Consider the following 16,457-nt stretch of genomic DNA (forward strand, 5'->3'; position numbering starts at 1 on the left):
GTGCCCGCCGCGTCCATAATCTCGTTGCCATGGCGCACAACGGAAATGACGATTGGACCCAACCCGCAGCTCTGGCCATCCCGAAGGAGGGCTACTTCGAGCTCACTCGCGGTCGCTACGGGCCGGTCTTCCCACGTACCCCGGCGTGCTACGGCTTCAACATCATCGCCAAGGTGCTCGACGGCCATGAGCAGGCGATCCGCGACTACGGCAAGCAGCTCGAGGCCGCGGTCGCGGCACAGCCCGACGTGCTGGCCCCGCTGAAGCTGCACTACCTGCGGTGGAACCTGTTCGACGTCGGTTCGGGCCTGCGCTTCCAGTACCAGGGCATCTTCGACACCGACTTCGACAAGTACACCGAGGACGCCGTCAAGCTGTTCAGCTCGACGGGCATCACCACGGCGTTCACCCATCTGGAGGGCTTCCCGGCGGACTGGAAGACCAACCCCGAGGCGTTCATCATGTTCGTCCGCGAGCACCAGGTGCCGAGCTTCCTGGAGTACGGCGAGTACCCCTACGTGACGGCCGTCGAGATCAAAAAGGCCCTGCGGCTCAAGGCCGCGTTCTCCGACATGTTGGACCAGATGCAGTGACAGCACTCGAGTTCGACGATATTCAGCACATCATGCTGACCGGGACACCGCACCTCACCGGTCGGTACGAGTTCCTGTCGTTCGACACCCCCGAGGCCGGGCAGGCCTGGCTCGCCGAGATGGTTCCGCTCGTGCAATCGGCCACCGATGTCCGCGAGACCGTCAACATCTTCAAGCGGTGGGTGAACCTGGCGTTCACCTGGAACGGCTTGCGTGCGTTGGGACTTGACGAGCAGACGCTTGCCACTTTCCCGGCCGAGTTCCGCGAAGGCATGGCCGCCCGCGCCGACATCCTGGGTGATACCGGCGCGGCCGCGCCGGAGCACTGGGTGGGCGGGCTCGCGGGTGACGACCTGCACGCCATCGTCATCCTGTTCGCGCGGGACGAGGAGGAGCGGGTGCGGTGCGTCGGCGAGCACGACGCGCTGTTGGCCCGGTGCCCCGGCGTGCGGTCGCTGTCGCATCTCGATCTGGCGGCCACGGCGCCGTTCGAGTACGACCACGATCACTTCGGCTACCGCGATCCGGTGTCGCAGCCGCAGATGGCCGGTTCCGGCGAGACGCTGATCCCCGGCGCCGGTGGAGCGCTGGCCCCGGGCGAGTTTCTCCTCGGCTATCCGGACGAAGAAGGACTGGTGGCGAATCAGCCTGCCCTCGAAGTGCTTTCCCGCAATGGCAGCTACATGGCGTACCGCCGGCTGGAGGAGCATGTCGGAACCTTCCGCGACTATCTGAAGCAGCATGCCGAGGACGCCGAGGGCCAGGAGCTGCTGGCCGCCAAGTTCATGGGCCGGTGGCGCAGCGGCGCGCCGCTGGTCCTGGCGCCCGAACATGACGATCCGGAACTCGGCGCGGATCCGATGCGCAACAACGATTTCGACTACGCGACGATGGATCCGCACGGATACAAATGCCCGGTCGGCTCGCACGCCCGTCGGCTCAACCCACGTGACACCGAGCCGAATCCCAATCGGCGCAGGATGATCCGGCGCAGCGGCACCTACGGCCCGGCGCTCCCCGAGGGCGCCGCCGACGACGGTGTCGAGCGCGGTGTCGGGATGTTCCTGATCTGCGCGAGCCTGGTGCGGCAATTCGAGTTCGCCCAGAACGTGTGGATCAACGACACCGCGTTCCAGGAGCTCGGCAACGAACACGACCCCATCTGCGGCACCCAGGACGGCACGCTCGACTTCACGATCCCCAAGCGGCCGATCCGCAAGATACACAAAGGTTTACCGGCATTCACCACGCTGCGCGGCGGGGCATACTTCTTCCTGCCCGGCCTGACCGCACTGCGTTATCTCTCGACACTCGGACAGCAAGGAGCATCATGAGTTCTTACGCCCGCACCTACAACCAGGCCCACATCACCCGCCCGCACAACGGCAACCGCCGCGTCAGCATCTACTGGTCGTGGAGCTACCCGTGGGAGGCCCAGCGGGACCCGGCCTTGCTGTACAACCGGTTCTCCACCATGACCGAGGTGCGCGCGGCGACGTGGCCGGCGTACGAAGGCGCCGAATACAGCGCGCGGGAGTTCCTGCAGGGCGTCGACGGCACGCTGGAGTTGTTCCACCGCTCCTCCCTGTCCTTTCAGGATGTGGCGGGTGCGGCGACCGGCCATCCCGTGGCGGTGTTCCAGCGTGTCGATCAGGCCGGCTACCGGCTGCCGATCGACGAACGCATCCTCAACGACACCGACACCCTGATGATCTTCGGACTGGACCACCTGCTCGGCGACGAGGAAGCCACCCCGGAAGAGGTGGCCGCGATCCAGCAGTGGCTGAAGCGCGAAGGCACGTGCCTGATGCTGGCCCCGCACCACGACGTCGGCTTCACCGACGACAAAGAGCAGCAGCAGATGGAGTACCTGCATCACGGTGACCCGCTGACGCCGCGCGTCCAGAATTTCAGCGGATTCGCGCGCTCGCTGCTGAAGGGACTGGGCATCCCGGTGCACAACACGTGGGGCCTGCGCCCGGCGACGGTCGAGGGCACCAAACAGATCGTGCCGCTCACTGCTTTCCGTGATCTGGATTCGGCGGGCCTGCTGCGCGACGTCACCACCCTGGCCCTGCACCCGCACCTGCCGCACTACCAGCTCACCGCCCCGGAGAGTGCCGATCTCCGGGTGCTGGGCCGGCAGTTGATCGACCAGACCCGGCCGCACCCGTTCACCCTGGCGGGCAACACGGAATTCAACGCGCTGATCCACATGCCGCCGACCGGTGACCGCGCGGGCGACATCGTGCTGGTCGACTCGACGCACTTCACCACCCTGTTCGGTGCCAGCGACAGCCTGAAGTCGTTCTGGCGCAACCTGGTGACGATGTGACGCTGGTCGATCTGGCGGCGCGCGGTTCCAACATCGCCGTCGTCCTCTTCGTGGTGTCCAGCACCCTCGGTGTGGGGCTGAGCCTGACCCCGAATCAGATTCTGGCTCCGCTCAAGGACATCCGGGTGGTGAGTCTGACCCTGGTCGCCAATTTCGTTGCGGCACCGCTGGTTGCGCTCGCATTGTGGCGGCTGCTCGACCTCGACGAGCCGCTGGGCGTGGGCCTGCTGCTGTGCGGGCTGGCCGCGGGCGCGCCGTTCCTGATCAAGCTCGCCGAGTTCGCCAAGGCCGACACCGGGCTGAGCGTCGGCCTGATGGTGCTGCTGATGATCACGACGGTGGTCTACGTGCCGATCGTGCTGCCGATCTTCCTCAAGGGATCGGCGGTCGACCCGTTCGCGATCGCGTCCTCGCTGGTGATTCTCATGCTGATCCCGCTGGCGATCGGGCTGTTCTGGCGCAAGCAGGCGGAAGCGTCGGCAGCACGCGTCAGACCGGCCATCGGGCTGCTGAGCACTGTCAGCATGGTGCTGGTGGTCGTCCTGACCATCGTCGCCAACTTCCGGGAGGTGCTGTCGGTGTACGGCACGCGGGGCATCCTGGCGGCGATCGTCTACACCGCGCTCTGCGCCGGAATCGGCTGGGCCCTGGTGTTTTTCAGCTCGGCCGCGCGGCCCGTACTCGCGTTGGGTACCGCGCAACGCAATGCGGCGGCCGCCTTCGTGGTGGCCGGCCAGAACTTCGGCGATCCGCGCGTCACGGTGATGATCACGGTGGTGCTGATCGCCGAGTTCACGATGCTGATCCCGTTCGCCCGCTTCCTGGCCCGGAAGGCCTGACGGGTCAGGGCTGGTCGAGCAGACCGAGGCGCGCCGCCTCGGCGACGGCCTCGGCGCGCGACGACACCGACAGCTTGCGGTAGATCGCCTTGGCCTGACTCTTCACGGTCTCCCGCCCCAGGTGCAGTTCGCCGGCGATCTTCTGCAGCGACAGGTGGGTCGCCAGGTGCGGGAGCAGACGCAGCTCGGCCGCGGTCAGCGATGGCCGCGGCCCGTGCTGCGCGTGTGCGGCGAGCAATTCCCGAACGCGCGCCAACCGTAGGTGCACCGACGCCGCATCGGGCTCCCGCCGGGCGGCCAACAGCCCTGCGTCGAGATGCCGCCGGCAGAGTTCCGGGTCGTCGATCTCGAGGGCGGTGGCCGCCGTCAGCGCATGTCCCAGTGCCGCCGTGCGCGCCGCCAGGTCGCCCAGCCGGTCCAGCAGCCGTTCGGTGCCCCGCACCGCATCTCGCGCCCCGGCGACGTCGCCGCGGTGGCTGCGCACCAACCCGTCCACGGCGTACACCAAGATGATGGGCACCAGGTCGCACAGGTCGCGGGAGTCGACGATGCTGCGGGCCTGGGCGCTGCGCCGCGCCGCGGACTGCAGGGCCCCGTCGTCGAGGTCCAGCAGAGCCAGATGTGCCAGCGCCACGGCCCGGAAGCCGGGAAGGTCGTCGAGCACCGGGAGCGACGATTCCAGTGTCGTCCTGGCACTTTCGGCGTCCCCGGCCATCGACAGTGCACCGCCTTTGACGGAGGCGGCCGCACCCCACCACGGGTTCACGAGGTGGTTGCCCGCGGCGCAGACCGTGTCGGCATGCCGGACCACCTCGAGCACCCCGCCGATGCCGACGAGTGAACCGACCAGGGCGGCAGCAACTTTCACTGACGGGGCACCATCCGCCAAGGCCGCACCACCGTCCGCGGCAGCGGCCAGCAGCAGGGACCGCTGGATCAGGTCGGCGTCCCCCAGCGTCAGCCCGAACCAGGCCCGGGCGATCGCGGCATCAGGATGGTCGGCGAAGACGTGCTCGTCGAGCAGGCTCAGCCGGCGCTCCAAGATGCCTGCGCGGCCATCGAATCCGAGACGCACCGCATCGCGTTCCACCAGCGCCGCGGCGTGTGCCGGGTCATCGGCCGCCAGCGCCTGCAAGAGGGCGCCGTCGATATCGCCGGACCGCTCGAGATGCGCCGCCGCGCGGGACGCCAGGGCGCGGAACCGCTCCGGATCGCGATTGCGCAGCCGCGCACGGAGCAGGTCGGCGAACAGTCGGTGGTACCGGTACTCGATGCCCTGCTCATCGAGTGAGACCAGGAACAGGTTGCCGGAGGCATGGATCGCACTCAGCATGTCAGCTGAATCTTCGCGCTGGAGAACGCTGTTCAGGTCGTCGGCGGTGAAGTGGTCGAGCACCGCGGATTCCACGAGGAACACCTCGACGGCCGGGTCCAGCCGGCCCAGTACTTCTTCGACCAGATAGTCCGCGACCAGGCGGTGCCGTCCGGTGATCGCCTCGGCAGACGAACCGTCACGCAAGGCCATGGCCGCCATCACCACGCCTGCTGCCCAACCCTCGCAGCGGTCGACCACCAGGGCGGCCGTCGGGCCGGCCGGACCGCCGACCGAGCCGAGAGCCGATTCTGCCTCTGCCACCGAGAGTTTCAGCTGCTCGGTACTGACCTCGAGCACGCCGCCCTGCAGCCGGCGCCGCGCCAGATCGAGCGGCGGAGCGGTGCGGCCGATCAACGTCAGCGTCGTCGACTCCGGGGCGAGCTGGACCAGGGCACGCAGGGCCGACACCGCCGCCTCGTGCGTCAGCTCGTGAACATCGTCCAGCACCAACACGATCGGACCGGCGGACTCCAGCGCCGCGATCGCGGCGGGAACCAGTTGGGTATCGACAGCGCGGCCGGCGCCACGCAGGTACTGAAACGTCGCGGCATCGACCGAGGCGACCTGGTCCACCGCCGTCACCAGGTGCAGCAGCAGGTGGGCAGGGTCGTTGTCGAGATGGTCCAGCCGCACCCAGGCGAACCGCCGGGTATCGGCGTCGTCCCAGAGCGCCACCGCCGTGGTCTTGCCGTATCCGGCGGGCGCGGTGACCACCACCAGTTCGGCATCCGAACCGGACAGCAATCCGGTGATCGCCGGCCGCGCGATGACCGCACCACCCAGCCGGGGCGGGCCGTAGGTGGCCGTCGGGATCTGCGCTACCCAGCCGTCCCCTGCCACCCTGGCATCGTAGGTGCGTCGCCCGCGTCCACCCAACCACGCCATTTTTGACCACAGCGTCGAATACGTTGATACGGTGCGCTCGAGGATGGGAGCGACCATGGGCAACGCAATCCGCGCCGTGGCGGCCACGGCGGCAGTGATCGGCCTCGTGGCGGGCTGCGGGGGCAAGGCCGATTCCGGCGCCAAAGGATCGTCGAGCTCCGCACCGACCGGCACCTCGGCCGCGGCGCCGGCCAGTCCCGCTCAACTGCAGGCGCTGGTCCCCACACCCGGTGGCACCGCCCAGACCTGGGGCCCAGACCCGATCGGGGACAATGGGATTCACCTCAGCTTCAAGGTGACGGGCGCCCCCACCGAGGTCGTCACGGCGTACAAGGCCGCACTTGAGGGCAAGGGCTGGGCCGTCACCACCATCGTGTCGTCCGACGGCGGACCGGGGGGTGGCGGCGGCGCCACCTACACCGGCACGCACGGCGACAGCTACGGTGTGTTCGACGGCGGCGGGATGGGCACCGAGACATACCTCAACGTGTGCGCCTGGCCGGCGAAGCCGGCCCAGCCGAACTGCAGCCGCAAGCGCTGACCGCGCTGAACACGCGCCGTCAACGACGGTTTCACTCCCCCACCATCGGGTAGCCCACTACCCGGGGTCGAGATGTCCGTGGCTGGTTCTCATCGAAATCCCCTGAAAGAACTAGACTGAACGCACCGATGCTGGAAGTGGGTGGGCGTGATGGCCGACCGGAACGGATTGCGCGGCGTCGTCGCCGTTGGCGCTTCCGCCGGAGGCGTCGAGGCTCTCACCCAGATGGCTGCTGAACTGCCTGCGGATCTTCCGATGGCGGTTCTGGTCGTCCTGCACATGCCCATCGACGCACCCAGTGTCCTGGCCCGCATCCTGGATCGCGCAGGACCTCTCCCTGCCGCCGCCGCCACGAATGGCGAGGAGCTCGAGTCCGGGAGGCTGCACGTCTGCGTCCCGAACCGTCATCTCATGATCGACGACCATCGCACGCTGGTGACCCGCGGGCCCACCGAGAACGGACACCGTCCCGCCATCAACGCGCTGTTCCGCTCTGCCGCCATCACGTTCGGGCCACGCGCCATTGGCGTGCTGCTGTCCGGGGTACTCGACGACGGTGTCTCGGGTTTGAAGGCGATTCAATCGCGCGGCGGCGCCACGATCGCCCAAACACCCGACGATGCCCTGTTCCCGGGCCTCCCATCGGCCGCGCTCGAATCCGGAGTAGCCGATTACGAAGTGCGAGCGACGGATGTCGGTGTACTGCTCAAACAGTTATCCGAGCACGTCAGCGAGGAACCCATCATGGAACCCGACCCCGGCCTTCTGCTTGAAAATCGCATCGCCATGGCCGAACCCTTCGCGACAGATTTCGAGATCGAATCCCTTGGACCACCGTCGGGATACACGTGTCCGGACTGCAACGGTTCGCTACAAACGATTGGCGAGGGCAACTACCGGTGCCATGTTGGCCACGCCTGGTCGGCGGAATCTCTACTGCGCGCTCGCGATGACGAGGTGAATGGCGCGCTGTGGGTCGCGGTTCGCAGCCTGCAGGAGAAGGCCCAACTTGCCCGGCGGATGGCGAGTAACGTCAGCTCCGGCATGCTTCAGCAACGTTTCAGCAGCCAAGCCGACGAAGCCGAACATGCGCTGCGGATACTGACCGAACGACTCACGGCCGCGGGAACTGAATGACTGACCCGGTGCACATCAGCGCACCCGTCTACGGCGGGGGCGGTGAATACACCTTGCGCTGCACGGGTGTGCTCGACGGCCTGTCCTATCGCACGGTGCGTGACAGCGTGGTCAAGGCGGCGCTCGACGAACCCCGAATGGTGATCGTCGATGTCAACGAGCTCCGGGTACCGGATGCCTCTGCGTGGTCGGTCTTCACCAGTGCCCGTTGGCATGTCAGCACCTGGCCTGATGTGCCGATAATGCTCGTCAGGGCCGACGCCGACACCTGCGCTGTCATCCGCAGCCGCGGCATCACGCGTTACGTACCGGTCTTCCCCACCTTGCAGGAAGCATTGCAATCAGAGGGCAGCGCACGCCACCGGCGACGTCACCGGGCGCGCGCGGAGCTGCCGTCCCACGTCAGCAGCATCGTCGATGCCCAGCGGTTGGTCGGCGGCTGGTTGTCCGGTTGGTCGTGTCCGGCCATGATCCCGGTAACGGCGGTGATCGCCACAGCGTTGGTCGAAAACGTCCTGCGGCACACCGATTCTTCGCCCACATTGCGGTTGGAGTACGACGGCGAATTGGTCACCGTCGCCGTCGAGGACAGCAGTTCGGCGCCGGCACAGCGCAAAGAGGACGCCATGCACGGCACCAGTCGGGTGTCCGGCCTGGCGGTGGTGACCGCACTGACTCGAGTGTGGGGCAGCCTGCCGACGTCGGCGGGTAAGACCGTCTGGGCGGTCGTGGGTCCGGAGAACGTGCTGTAGCCACGAGTAATGTTCCGGGCATCGCATGACCTACGAACAGGACACCATGGACGCCGGTACCGACGACTCCTTTGAGGCTTTGCTGCGCTATCTGCGGGACTCTCGCGGATTCGACTTCACCGGCTACAAGCGCACGTCGCTGATGCGGCGGGTCAAGCACCGCATGGATCACGCCGGCTACACGACTTTCGATGAGTATCTCGATGTGCTGCAAGCGAGTTCCGACGAATTCGCGGCGCTCTTCAACACGATCCTGATCAATGTGACGGCATTCTTCCGCGACCCCGAAGCCTGGGAGTCGATCCAGAACGAGGTGATCCCGTCGATCCTCGCCGAGCGCGGGCCCGAGGACCCGATCCGGGTGTGGAGCGCAGGTTGCGCCTCCGGGCAGGAGGCGTACACGCTCGCGATCCTGCTGGCCGAAGCGCTCGGCTTCGAGGCGTTCCGGCAACGGGTGAAGATCTACGCCACCGACGTCGACGACCTTGCACTGAACGAGGCGCGCGCCGCATCGTACGACGCGCGTGCTGTCGAATCGGTTCCGCCCGAACTGCTGCCGATCTACTTCGAGCAGATCAACGGACGCTACGTCTTCAACAAGGATCTGCGCCGCGGGGTGATCTTCGGGCGCAACGACCTGGTGCGTGACGCGCCGATTTCGCGGGTCGACCTGCTGGTGTGCCGCAACACGTTGATGTATCTCAACGCCGAGACCCAGCGCGGTGTCTTGAATCGGTTGCATTTCGCGCTCGCGCCGAAAGGTGCGCTGTTCCTCGGCCACGCCGAGATGCTGTTGAGCCACGGCGACCGGTTCACCCCACTGGATCTGAAAAACCGCATCTTCCGGAAAGCCATCGGCACTCACACCTCACTCGATCGTTATGATCCGGCGGCAGCACTATATGAGCGTCATGGCGAACTCAACGGGTTGACGACGGTCCGCGACCTGGCTTTCCGCGCCAGCCCGGTGGCCCAGATCGTCGTCACCGGCGATGACACCGTTGCCATGATCAACCAGCAGGCCGAAACCAGCTTCGGATTGTCGGCGCGCGACATCGGCCGCCTCCTGCGCGACCTCGAAATCTCCTATCGCCCAGTCGAATTGCGCTCCTACATCGAGCAAGCAAAGGTCGAACGCCGCTCGGCGCGGATTCAGGACGTGCAGTGGCAGCGCGCCGGCGCCGAGGCCGTGTGGTTCGAGATCCACATCAACCCGCTCGTCGACGCCGACAACGGGTTGCTCGGCGTCTCGATCGTCTTCTTCGACGTCACCGCGATGCGGGCACTGCTGGACAAGGTCGTGCAGACCAACCGGCAGCTCGAGACGGCATACGAGGAACTGCAGTCCACCAACGAGGAACTCGAAACCACCAACGAGGAACTGCAGTCGACGGTGGAGGAGCTCGAGACCACCAACGAAGAGCTCCAGTCGACCAACGAAGAGCTCGAGACCATGAACGAGGAGCTGCAGTCCACCAACGACGAACTGCACACCATCAACGACGCACTGCGGGAGCGCAGCGCCGAACTCGACGATTCCCGCACCTTCATCAGCGCCCTGGTCAACTCGATCCGTCTGGGCGTCGTGGTGGTGGACCGGGAGATGCGGGTCGTCATGTGGAACCGCGGTTCGGAGGAACTATGGGGCCTGCGCGCCGACGAGACGCAGGGTGTGGCCATCACGTCGCTCGACATCGGGCTGCCACTCGATGACGTCCGTCCGTTGATCGGTCACGCATTCGTCGATCCCCAGAGTTCTGGGCAAGTGATCGTCAACGCGGTGAACCGGCGGGGCCGGACGGCGCGGGTGCGGGTCGCATGTTCGTCGTTCACCTCACCGGACGACAGTCTTCGGGGCGCGCTGCTGCTGATGGAAGTGGTCGACTAGAGCTGCTTGGCCTTGTCGATCACCCGTTGCGAGAGTCCGAGCAGGTCGGTGCTACTACTCAGCGACAGGCGTTTCAGCATTTGGAAGGCTTCGGAAGCGCCAACCTGAAACCGTTCCATCAGAATCGATTTCGCCTCGCTGACCACATCCCAGTTGTCCAGCACGTGTCGAACCAGATCGAGCGGTTGTGCGCCGCCGACCGCCAGCGCGGTATGAGTCGCCACCACGTAGCCGATCTCCTCGGCGTGCCTGTCGAACGCGTGGGGTTCGTTCGCGTAGATCATCAGGGCGCCGACCGACCGGGCCGTGGTGAACAAGCGGAACGACAGCACCGCACGAATGGGCGTCGACCTGAGCACATCCCGTCGATAGGCGGGCCAGCGATCGTCGGACTCCAGGTCGTTCACCCGTAGGACGTCGCGCTTCCACGCCGCGCTCAGGAATGGACCCTGATGCTGGTACTGCTGGGATGGCATCCACCAACGCTGCGTACGGGTGGGTCATCACAACGGTGTCCAACTGAGCGGGAAAGCCCGCGGTCGTCACACCCGCGTACTTCGCGCCGGGTATCTCGCGGACAGCGTGGTCGACCATCCGCTGCAATATCGCCGCGTGGGTGCCGGCACATATGCCTGAACCACCGGCGGCATCAACGAGCCGCTGGCCGCGCCCACTGCTGGAACCGGATGTCGTTCCTGTCACGCCGCACACCTCTTGGAACAAGAGTACGCCGCAGCGGTACCCATCGGCGGTCACGGATTGATGGTGTTCTCGCCGTCCTGACGGCCCCAGACGTACTCGGATGCGAACGGCGATCCGAGCCCGAAATGGTTGTACGGCGCGATCGACGCGCCGGTGTCCATCACCATGTACGGCATGGGCCAGATGTCCCGGGTGACGGTCCAGCAACCGGGCCGGCCCATGGGCCCGCCGCGGGCGTTGATCCGGGGCAGATTGTCCGGGTAGACGTACTGGTTCGCCGAGCCGACGAGCGCGGTGTGCGATATCAGCGAATATCCATTGCCACCGACAGCGAAGGAGGTGGCCTCTACCGCGCGCGGGAGAGCCCTTATCCCGCAATCGATCTCGGGGCTGTACCGGTCGAGCACCTGGGACGTCGGGAGCAGATCTTGTGCGCCCCGCACCAGGTACGGCCCGCCGCGCTCGAAGATGTCACCGCCGGTATTGCCGAACCCGACCGATGCCATCAACGCCTGGTCGATGTTGCCGCGCTGATCATTCAGTGCGCGCTCGGTGGTCACCGCGTTCTTGAGGCCGTCCCACAGATCCGGGGACGCGTTGGCGTAGACCTCGGCCAGATCGGCCAGCGCGCGGTTGTCATGCCGGATGGACGGCATCCGCTGGTTGAGATCGGCCAGGATGACGTTGCCGTCGACCAGCGACCGACCGAACTTGTCGCCCAAGCCGTCGAGGGCCTGGGCCGCAGCGGAGAGCGTCGCGTTCAGCTTTATCGGATCGACCTGCTCGGAAATCGCGGTGATCGTTTCGAACAGCGTGTTGAATTCCGTGGTGACACTGACAGCGTTCACGGTGTCGCCGGCCTTGAGCCGCTGCGGTGTCGGGTCCGGCGGCGACGTCATGGAGATGTATTTGTTGCCGAATACCGTTGTGGCAAGCAGCTTCACGTCCACGTTGCGCGGCAGCACGTTGAGGTAGCGCGGATCGACGTTGAGGATCAGCTTGGCTTCGGCCTTCTCACCGGGTGCGGCCACCACTTCGCTACCCGTGAGCCGCCCGATCGGTACGCCGTTGTAGGTGACCTTCGAGCCGTTGTCCATCGACAGCCCGGCCCGGCTGGCCAGCACGTAAAGCTGAGCCTTGGTGTCGAAGGCGCCGCGGAACTGGAGCCAGGTGAGCGTCATTCCGGCGGCGACGACCAGTGCCGCGATCAGGCCGACGATCTTGTAGGGCGGCGTGCGATCTCGGTTGAGCGGAGCATGGACCTGGCCCGCAGCGACGGGTGGCAACGGCTGCAGTGGCGGCCGTGGTTTCGTCATGGCACTCCAGCGTCAGATCGAGGTGTGGCCGGGCGCCGTTGTCCGGCCTTGATCGAGACTGAAATGCAGGGTACGACTGCCACCACCCTGGCGGCACGCAAATGACAAACCTCTAGCAAAGCGTAAATTGACGCGACGGCCACTCGGGGACCACCTTCTTGCCATCACAAGGCGACTGTTGCCGATGTGATGACGGCCGTCAGCAAATGGGCTGCGCGTGGAGCCGGCCCTGACCTACGCTCGGCCGGTAGCGCGTACGCGCAGCAGCTGTACTGCTTCCTGCAGCGCGCCGACGTTCCACGCCAGCGCGCACGTCGTCTTTCGGCGGCCGACACCGGACAACCACGCCGCACCCCATACGAGCGACTGAAACGCAGCCCCCACTACGGCGGGCCCCAGCCACCACGGACGGAACTTGTCGAGGACGCGTGCTTCACCGCGGCCGAAATTCCGATACTGAACGAAGGCCGCCTTCAGATCGGTGCGCTGCACCTTGCTCACCACAGCGTCCGGCACCAACTCCAACATGAACCCGGCTTCGGCTGCCCGCCAGAAGAAGTCGACTTCGTCAGCGCCGCCTTTGAACCATTCGTCGAAGCCGTGCACCCGGTAGAACAGCTCGCGCGTGAACCCGCAGTTCGTGCCGTTCGCGAACACATCTTTGCGGCCCAGCGCCGGATACAGCCGACGTTCCCGAGCCAGCACGGTGCCGTCTGCGAGGATTCGATCGAGTCCACCGCCGACCGCCTGCGCTCCTCCCATGAACGCCCGGTGATACGCCTCGATCCATCCCGCGTGGACGACATCGTCGGCATCGGTGAGCAGAATGTACTCACCCTTGGACGCCGTGATCCCAATGTTGCGAGCGACATTGGCGCCAGGTGCCCGACCGGCATCCACGACGCGCACGCGCGGATCCGCGTAGGACCGCACCAGGTCAGCGGTGCCGTCCGTTGACCCGTTGTCGGCGACGACGATCTCAAACTCGGTACTGGTCTCCTGCGCCAGTAGCGCATCCAGTTGTTTGGCGAGCACGCCGGCACCGTCCCGGCACGGGATGACGACGGAGATCATGCGCCGAAACGTAGCTGAGATTCATTTGGTACGCGCGTCTTGCTGCGCGCCTGACAGGGATTTGCCAGCTATGAGACCGATTGCGGCGTCACGAGAAACTTCTCGCCCGTTGCCTTCTTGAGATAGCTGTTGAACGCCTCGGGTTTGAGCAGACCGGCAAGTGAGACTTCCTGCGTGTAGTTGCTCGCGAAGGTGGTGGTGAGCTCTGCCGCCACGCGCGCCCGGAGCCTACCGATGACCTCGGCCCCCGCACTGGCGAGGAACGGCGTGAGCAGCCAACCGCCGATGCCCCACGACATACCGAAGCTTCGGTTGAGGATCGTCGGGCCGGTGTCGAGGCTGCCGTAGATGTACACCTGCTTGTGAACCGACGAGCCGTAGCGCGAGTACTGCGTCGCGGTCGCATTGGCCGCCTGCTCCATGCCATTGAGAATCAGGCTGGCGAGCGTGCCGCCGCCGGTGGCGTCAAAGGCGAGCGTCGCGGATGTGGCCTTGAGCGCCTCGAGCAGATCGTGCTCGAATGTCGGTGCGGCCGAGTTACATACGTATTCGGCGCCCAGGTCCCGCAGGATCTGTTCCTGCTCCGCCTTGCGCACGATGTTGACCAGCGGCACCCCGTCGGCAAGGCAGATCTTGACCAGCATCTGACCCAGGTTCGACGCCGCCGCCGTGTGCACCAAAGCCGAATGTCCTTCGCCGCGCATGGTTTCCACCATGCCCAGCGCCGTCAGCGGGTTGACGAACGACGACGCCCCTTCCTTCGCCGTCGCGCCGTCGGGAAGCACCAGGCAGGCCGCGGCTTTCACGACGCGGTACTGCGAATACATGGCGCCGCCGGCGATACCCACCACCTTGCCCAAAAGCGCCTGCGCCGCGGCCGACTCCCCCGCCGCCACCACGGTGCCTGCACCTTCGTTGCCGACGGGAAGCGATTGTCCGACGCGGACGGCCAGATGCGCCAGCGCTCCGTCCGGCAAGGGCGCGGTGACGACGGGACGCTCCGGGGTGCCCGTGATTGTCGCGGCGGACATGTCGGCGCCGGGAATCAGCAGGCCCAGGTCCGACGGGTTCACCGGCGACGCCTCGACGCGGACGACGACTTCGTCCGCGGCCGGGGCGGGGATGTCGACGTCCTGCAGCGAGAGTTCGAGCGTGCCGTCCGGAGTTACCAGGGACCGCAATTCCAACGCGGTTTCGGGTACTTCGCTCATCGGTGTGCCTCCGCTCGTCGAACCGTCGCCTGAAGAGTACGCCCGGGCAATTGGCGGCCGCGAAATCGGCTGCCTGCGTGCCTTTTCCGGCCCGCACCAACTGCGGTTCTGTCGATCGACGACGACTTCTAGTGTGGGTACGGTTCCAATTCACGCATCCGTTTGAGATGGGCTTGCTGTATTTCGTCCGTGCGAGCGAGGAACCCGACAATCAGATCAATCTCCGCAGCGCTGTAATGACGCGACAACATCTTGCCGCCCTGGTCCAGCAGCGGGGAGACGAGTTCCGAGAGACGGCTGGCAGCGAGATCCGTGGCCACTACGGTTACTCGGCGATGATCGATGGGATGTAGCGATCGAGTGACGTAGCCCAGCTTCTCCAGGCGGTTGAGGACGATCGTGGTTCCAGCGGCAGTGAGACCGAGCCGCTCGGCCAGCAGCCCCGGCGTCGTGACGGTCTCGCCCGCAAAGAGAATGAGCTCCAAGGCACGTCGATCTGTGTGATTGACGCCGAGCACCCGCACCAACTCACGCGCCAAGTCATCGACCGATCCGTGCAGAGAATCCATCGTTCTCTTCAGGACTGCTGCGATCCGTGCCAGTTCAGATGCCATCGGACGAAGACCTCCCCCAAGGTTTTCCTTTGACTGGGCCTGATCATAGCGACGGCCGAGTGGTTCCGGATGGAATTATTGACGCTTTGGCTAGAACTTTGCGGGCCATCTGTGTCACCGCCGTTACCGCGATACCTACCCGGTCGCGGAACCTAACTTCTCAGCCTGGCACGACTGGAGAATCGCGATGACCCCCGACTGGGCTGTCCATCCAGCCCAGTCGAGGGCCATTCCACCGCTGCACTTCCCCAGGCGTTGCGCTGAATCTGTCCCTTATCCCACCAGCGCCGCCCATGTACAGCCGGCTACTCCTTGCGCGCCGTCAGGGTTACGTGACGGTCGTGGTGGTGAGCGTCGGAGACGGATTGGGGTAGCACGCGGTTGCGATGTTGCCGAGCCCTGTCACCGTAGTGGTCATGGTCATGCCGGGGCTCGCGTAACTGGTGCCGGCATACTTGCTGGTAATTGAGCCGGGAGCGTTGGCCGTCACGTTGATGGTGACCACGGGCGGGGTGTACGTCGCGCCACCGGCAATTGGACCGGGAACAGTAAGCTCAACATTGCTGCCCACGAGGGCCGTCGTGCCAGGGACAGATCCACCGGATGCGCTGGAGGAGACGTAGGTCGAGTTGGCCGGGACCGGGATGAGCATCTTCAAATTACTGATGCTCTTGATCGTAAAGATAGCCGCCGTCGTCGGAACCGTCGATGAGCCCGGTGCAATGGTAATCGCCACGGGAGAACCTGCGCTCACCGAAGCCGGCGCGGTGGTGGTAACCGAGGTTGTCATGCTCGACGTTGAACCCGAGGCCTGACAAGTCCAATTCACCGGGACGGCTGCATGTGCCGTCCCGGCGAAACAAAGTGCGGCAGCAAGCGCCATCGGAGTAATGGCGCCGGCACGACGCAACATGGACGTATTCGATCGCATTGTTATCTCCAAGAGGTGAAGGTAGCGACGTGGGCGAGGTGCCGCGCCGCGGGTAATGCGAAGAAAACATAACGCGCATCCAATTAAATTCCGCGCACATATTGAATACGTTTCGATTGCCGTATCGCATTCATTATTTGTTATTAGTTTTTCGGTATTGAGAATTGAATAGCAGAAAGCTATTGCCACAAAGATGTTGCATACAGAAATAGCGCAGGCATGCGACGGCCAACGGCGATACGGCAGCCGAAAAGCGCACCTCGC

The 16,457-nt window shown here is 65.5% G+C and carries 16 protein-coding genes; 9 read left to right on the forward strand and 7 right to left on the reverse strand.

Translation table 11 applies throughout. The features are described from left to right. The first annotated feature begins 29 nt into the window (after positions 1–29). The 4 genes from ACJH7A_RS11975 to ACJH7A_RS11990 are packed head-to-tail and all read left to right on the forward strand — an operon-like array spanning position 30 to position 3,767. On the forward strand, positions 30–593 hold the full coding sequence (locus ACJH7A_RS11975) for a hypothetical protein (protein WP_406802018.1): 564 nt from the start codon (positions 30–32) through the stop codon (positions 591–593). Beyond that, positions 590–1,927, forward strand: a complete 1,338-nt coding sequence (locus tag ACJH7A_RS11980; RefSeq protein ID WP_406802019.1) for a Dyp-type peroxidase — start codon at positions 590–592, stop codon at positions 1,925–1,927. The genes ACJH7A_RS11975 and ACJH7A_RS11980 overlap by 4 nt, the downstream gene beginning before the upstream one ends. Beyond that, on the forward strand, positions 1,924–2,928 hold the full coding sequence (locus ACJH7A_RS11985; protein ID WP_318986678.1) for a hypothetical protein: 1,005 nt from the start codon (positions 1,924–1,926) through the stop codon (positions 2,926–2,928). Before ACJH7A_RS11980 ends, ACJH7A_RS11985 begins: the two co-directional genes overlap by 4 nt. Next, complete coding sequence (locus tag ACJH7A_RS11990; protein WP_406802020.1) at positions 2,925–3,767, forward strand: bile acid:sodium symporter family protein; 843 nt, start codon at positions 2,925–2,927, stop codon at positions 3,765–3,767. Before ACJH7A_RS11985 ends, ACJH7A_RS11990 begins: the two co-directional genes overlap by 4 nt. Positions 3,768–3,771: 4 nt before the next feature. On the opposite strand, the gene ACJH7A_RS11995 is transcribed toward ACJH7A_RS11990, so the two are convergent. Then, positions 3,772–5,982 carry an AAA family ATPase gene (locus ACJH7A_RS11995; RefSeq protein ID WP_244872652.1) on the reverse strand — a complete coding sequence of 737 codons (2,211 nt, stop codon included), beginning with the start codon at positions 5,980–5,982 and terminating at the stop codon, positions 3,772–3,774. Between the two features lie 100 nt (positions 5,983–6,082). Between ACJH7A_RS11995 and ACJH7A_RS12000 the strand changes: the two genes are divergently transcribed. The 4 genes from ACJH7A_RS12000 (at position 6,083) to ACJH7A_RS12015 (ending at position 10,345) form a co-directional block, all read left to right on the forward strand. Further along, a complete protein-coding gene (locus tag ACJH7A_RS12000; RefSeq protein WP_212812816.1) occupies positions 6,083–6,568 on the forward strand; it encodes a hypothetical protein in 486 nt (161 codons plus the stop codon). A 150-nt stretch (positions 6,569–6,718) separates the two neighbouring features. Beyond that, the gene (locus ACJH7A_RS12005; RefSeq protein ID WP_212812818.1) at positions 6,719–7,705 is read left to right on the forward strand and encodes a chemotaxis protein CheB; all 987 of its coding nucleotides are present in this window, start codon (positions 6,719–6,721) and stop codon (positions 7,703–7,705) included. Further along, complete coding sequence (locus ACJH7A_RS12010) at positions 7,702–8,457, forward strand: STAS domain-containing protein (RefSeq protein ID WP_244872653.1); 756 nt, start codon at positions 7,702–7,704, stop codon at positions 8,455–8,457. The genes ACJH7A_RS12005 and ACJH7A_RS12010 overlap by 4 nt, the downstream gene beginning before the upstream one ends. Before the next feature lie 46 nt (positions 8,458–8,503). Further along, positions 8,504–10,345, forward strand: coding sequence for a CheR family methyltransferase (locus ACJH7A_RS12015; protein ID WP_212814955.1), 1,842 nt, complete (start codon positions 8,504–8,506; stop codon positions 10,343–10,345). Here the strand turns inward: ACJH7A_RS12015 and ACJH7A_RS12020 are convergent. From ACJH7A_RS12020 to ACJH7A_RS12045, 6 genes are all read right to left on the reverse strand, one after another. Beyond that, positions 10,342–10,821 carry a GAF and ANTAR domain-containing protein gene (locus tag ACJH7A_RS12020; RefSeq protein ID WP_318986685.1) on the reverse strand — a complete coding sequence of 160 codons (480 nt, stop codon included), beginning with the start codon at positions 10,819–10,821 and terminating at the stop codon, positions 10,342–10,344. The two genes, ACJH7A_RS12015 and ACJH7A_RS12020, sit on opposite strands and share 4 nt — an antisense overlap. A 276-nt stretch (positions 10,822–11,097) precedes the next feature. Further along, complete coding sequence (locus ACJH7A_RS12025) at positions 11,098–12,363, reverse strand: MCE family protein (protein ID WP_406802021.1); 1,266 nt, start codon at positions 12,361–12,363, stop codon at positions 11,098–11,100. A 234-nt stretch (positions 12,364–12,597) separates the two neighbouring features. After that, the gene (locus ACJH7A_RS12030; protein WP_212812822.1) at positions 12,598–13,437 is read right to left on the reverse strand and encodes a glycosyltransferase family 2 protein; all 840 of its coding nucleotides are present in this window, start codon (positions 13,435–13,437) and stop codon (positions 12,598–12,600) included. Between the two features lie 68 nt (positions 13,438–13,505). Then, the gene (locus tag ACJH7A_RS12035; RefSeq protein ID WP_212812824.1) at positions 13,506–14,648 is read right to left on the reverse strand and encodes a zinc-binding dehydrogenase; all 1,143 of its coding nucleotides are present in this window, start codon (positions 14,646–14,648) and stop codon (positions 13,506–13,508) included. Between the two features lie 128 nt (positions 14,649–14,776). Beyond that, positions 14,777–15,262 (reverse strand): MarR family winged helix-turn-helix transcriptional regulator, encoded by a 486-nt coding sequence (locus tag ACJH7A_RS12040; protein WP_244872654.1) that lies wholly within the window; start codon positions 15,260–15,262, stop codon positions 14,777–14,779. Between the two features lie 328 nt (positions 15,263–15,590). Then, positions 15,591–15,914: a hypothetical protein gene (locus ACJH7A_RS12045; protein ID WP_406802072.1), complete on the reverse strand. Its 324-nt coding sequence runs from the start codon at positions 15,912–15,914 to the stop codon at positions 15,591–15,593. Between ACJH7A_RS12045 and ACJH7A_RS12050 the strand changes: the two genes are divergently transcribed. Then, a complete protein-coding gene (locus tag ACJH7A_RS12050) occupies positions 15,907–16,077 on the forward strand; it encodes a hypothetical protein (RefSeq protein WP_406802022.1) in 171 nt (56 codons plus the stop codon). The two genes, ACJH7A_RS12045 and ACJH7A_RS12050, sit on opposite strands and share 8 nt — an antisense overlap. The last annotated feature ends 380 nt before the right edge of the window (positions 16,078–16,457 follow it).

The organism is Mycobacterium sp. SMC-17, assembly GCF_045310915.1.
GTDB lineage: Bacteria > Actinomycetota > Actinomycetes > Mycobacteriales > Mycobacteriaceae > Mycobacterium.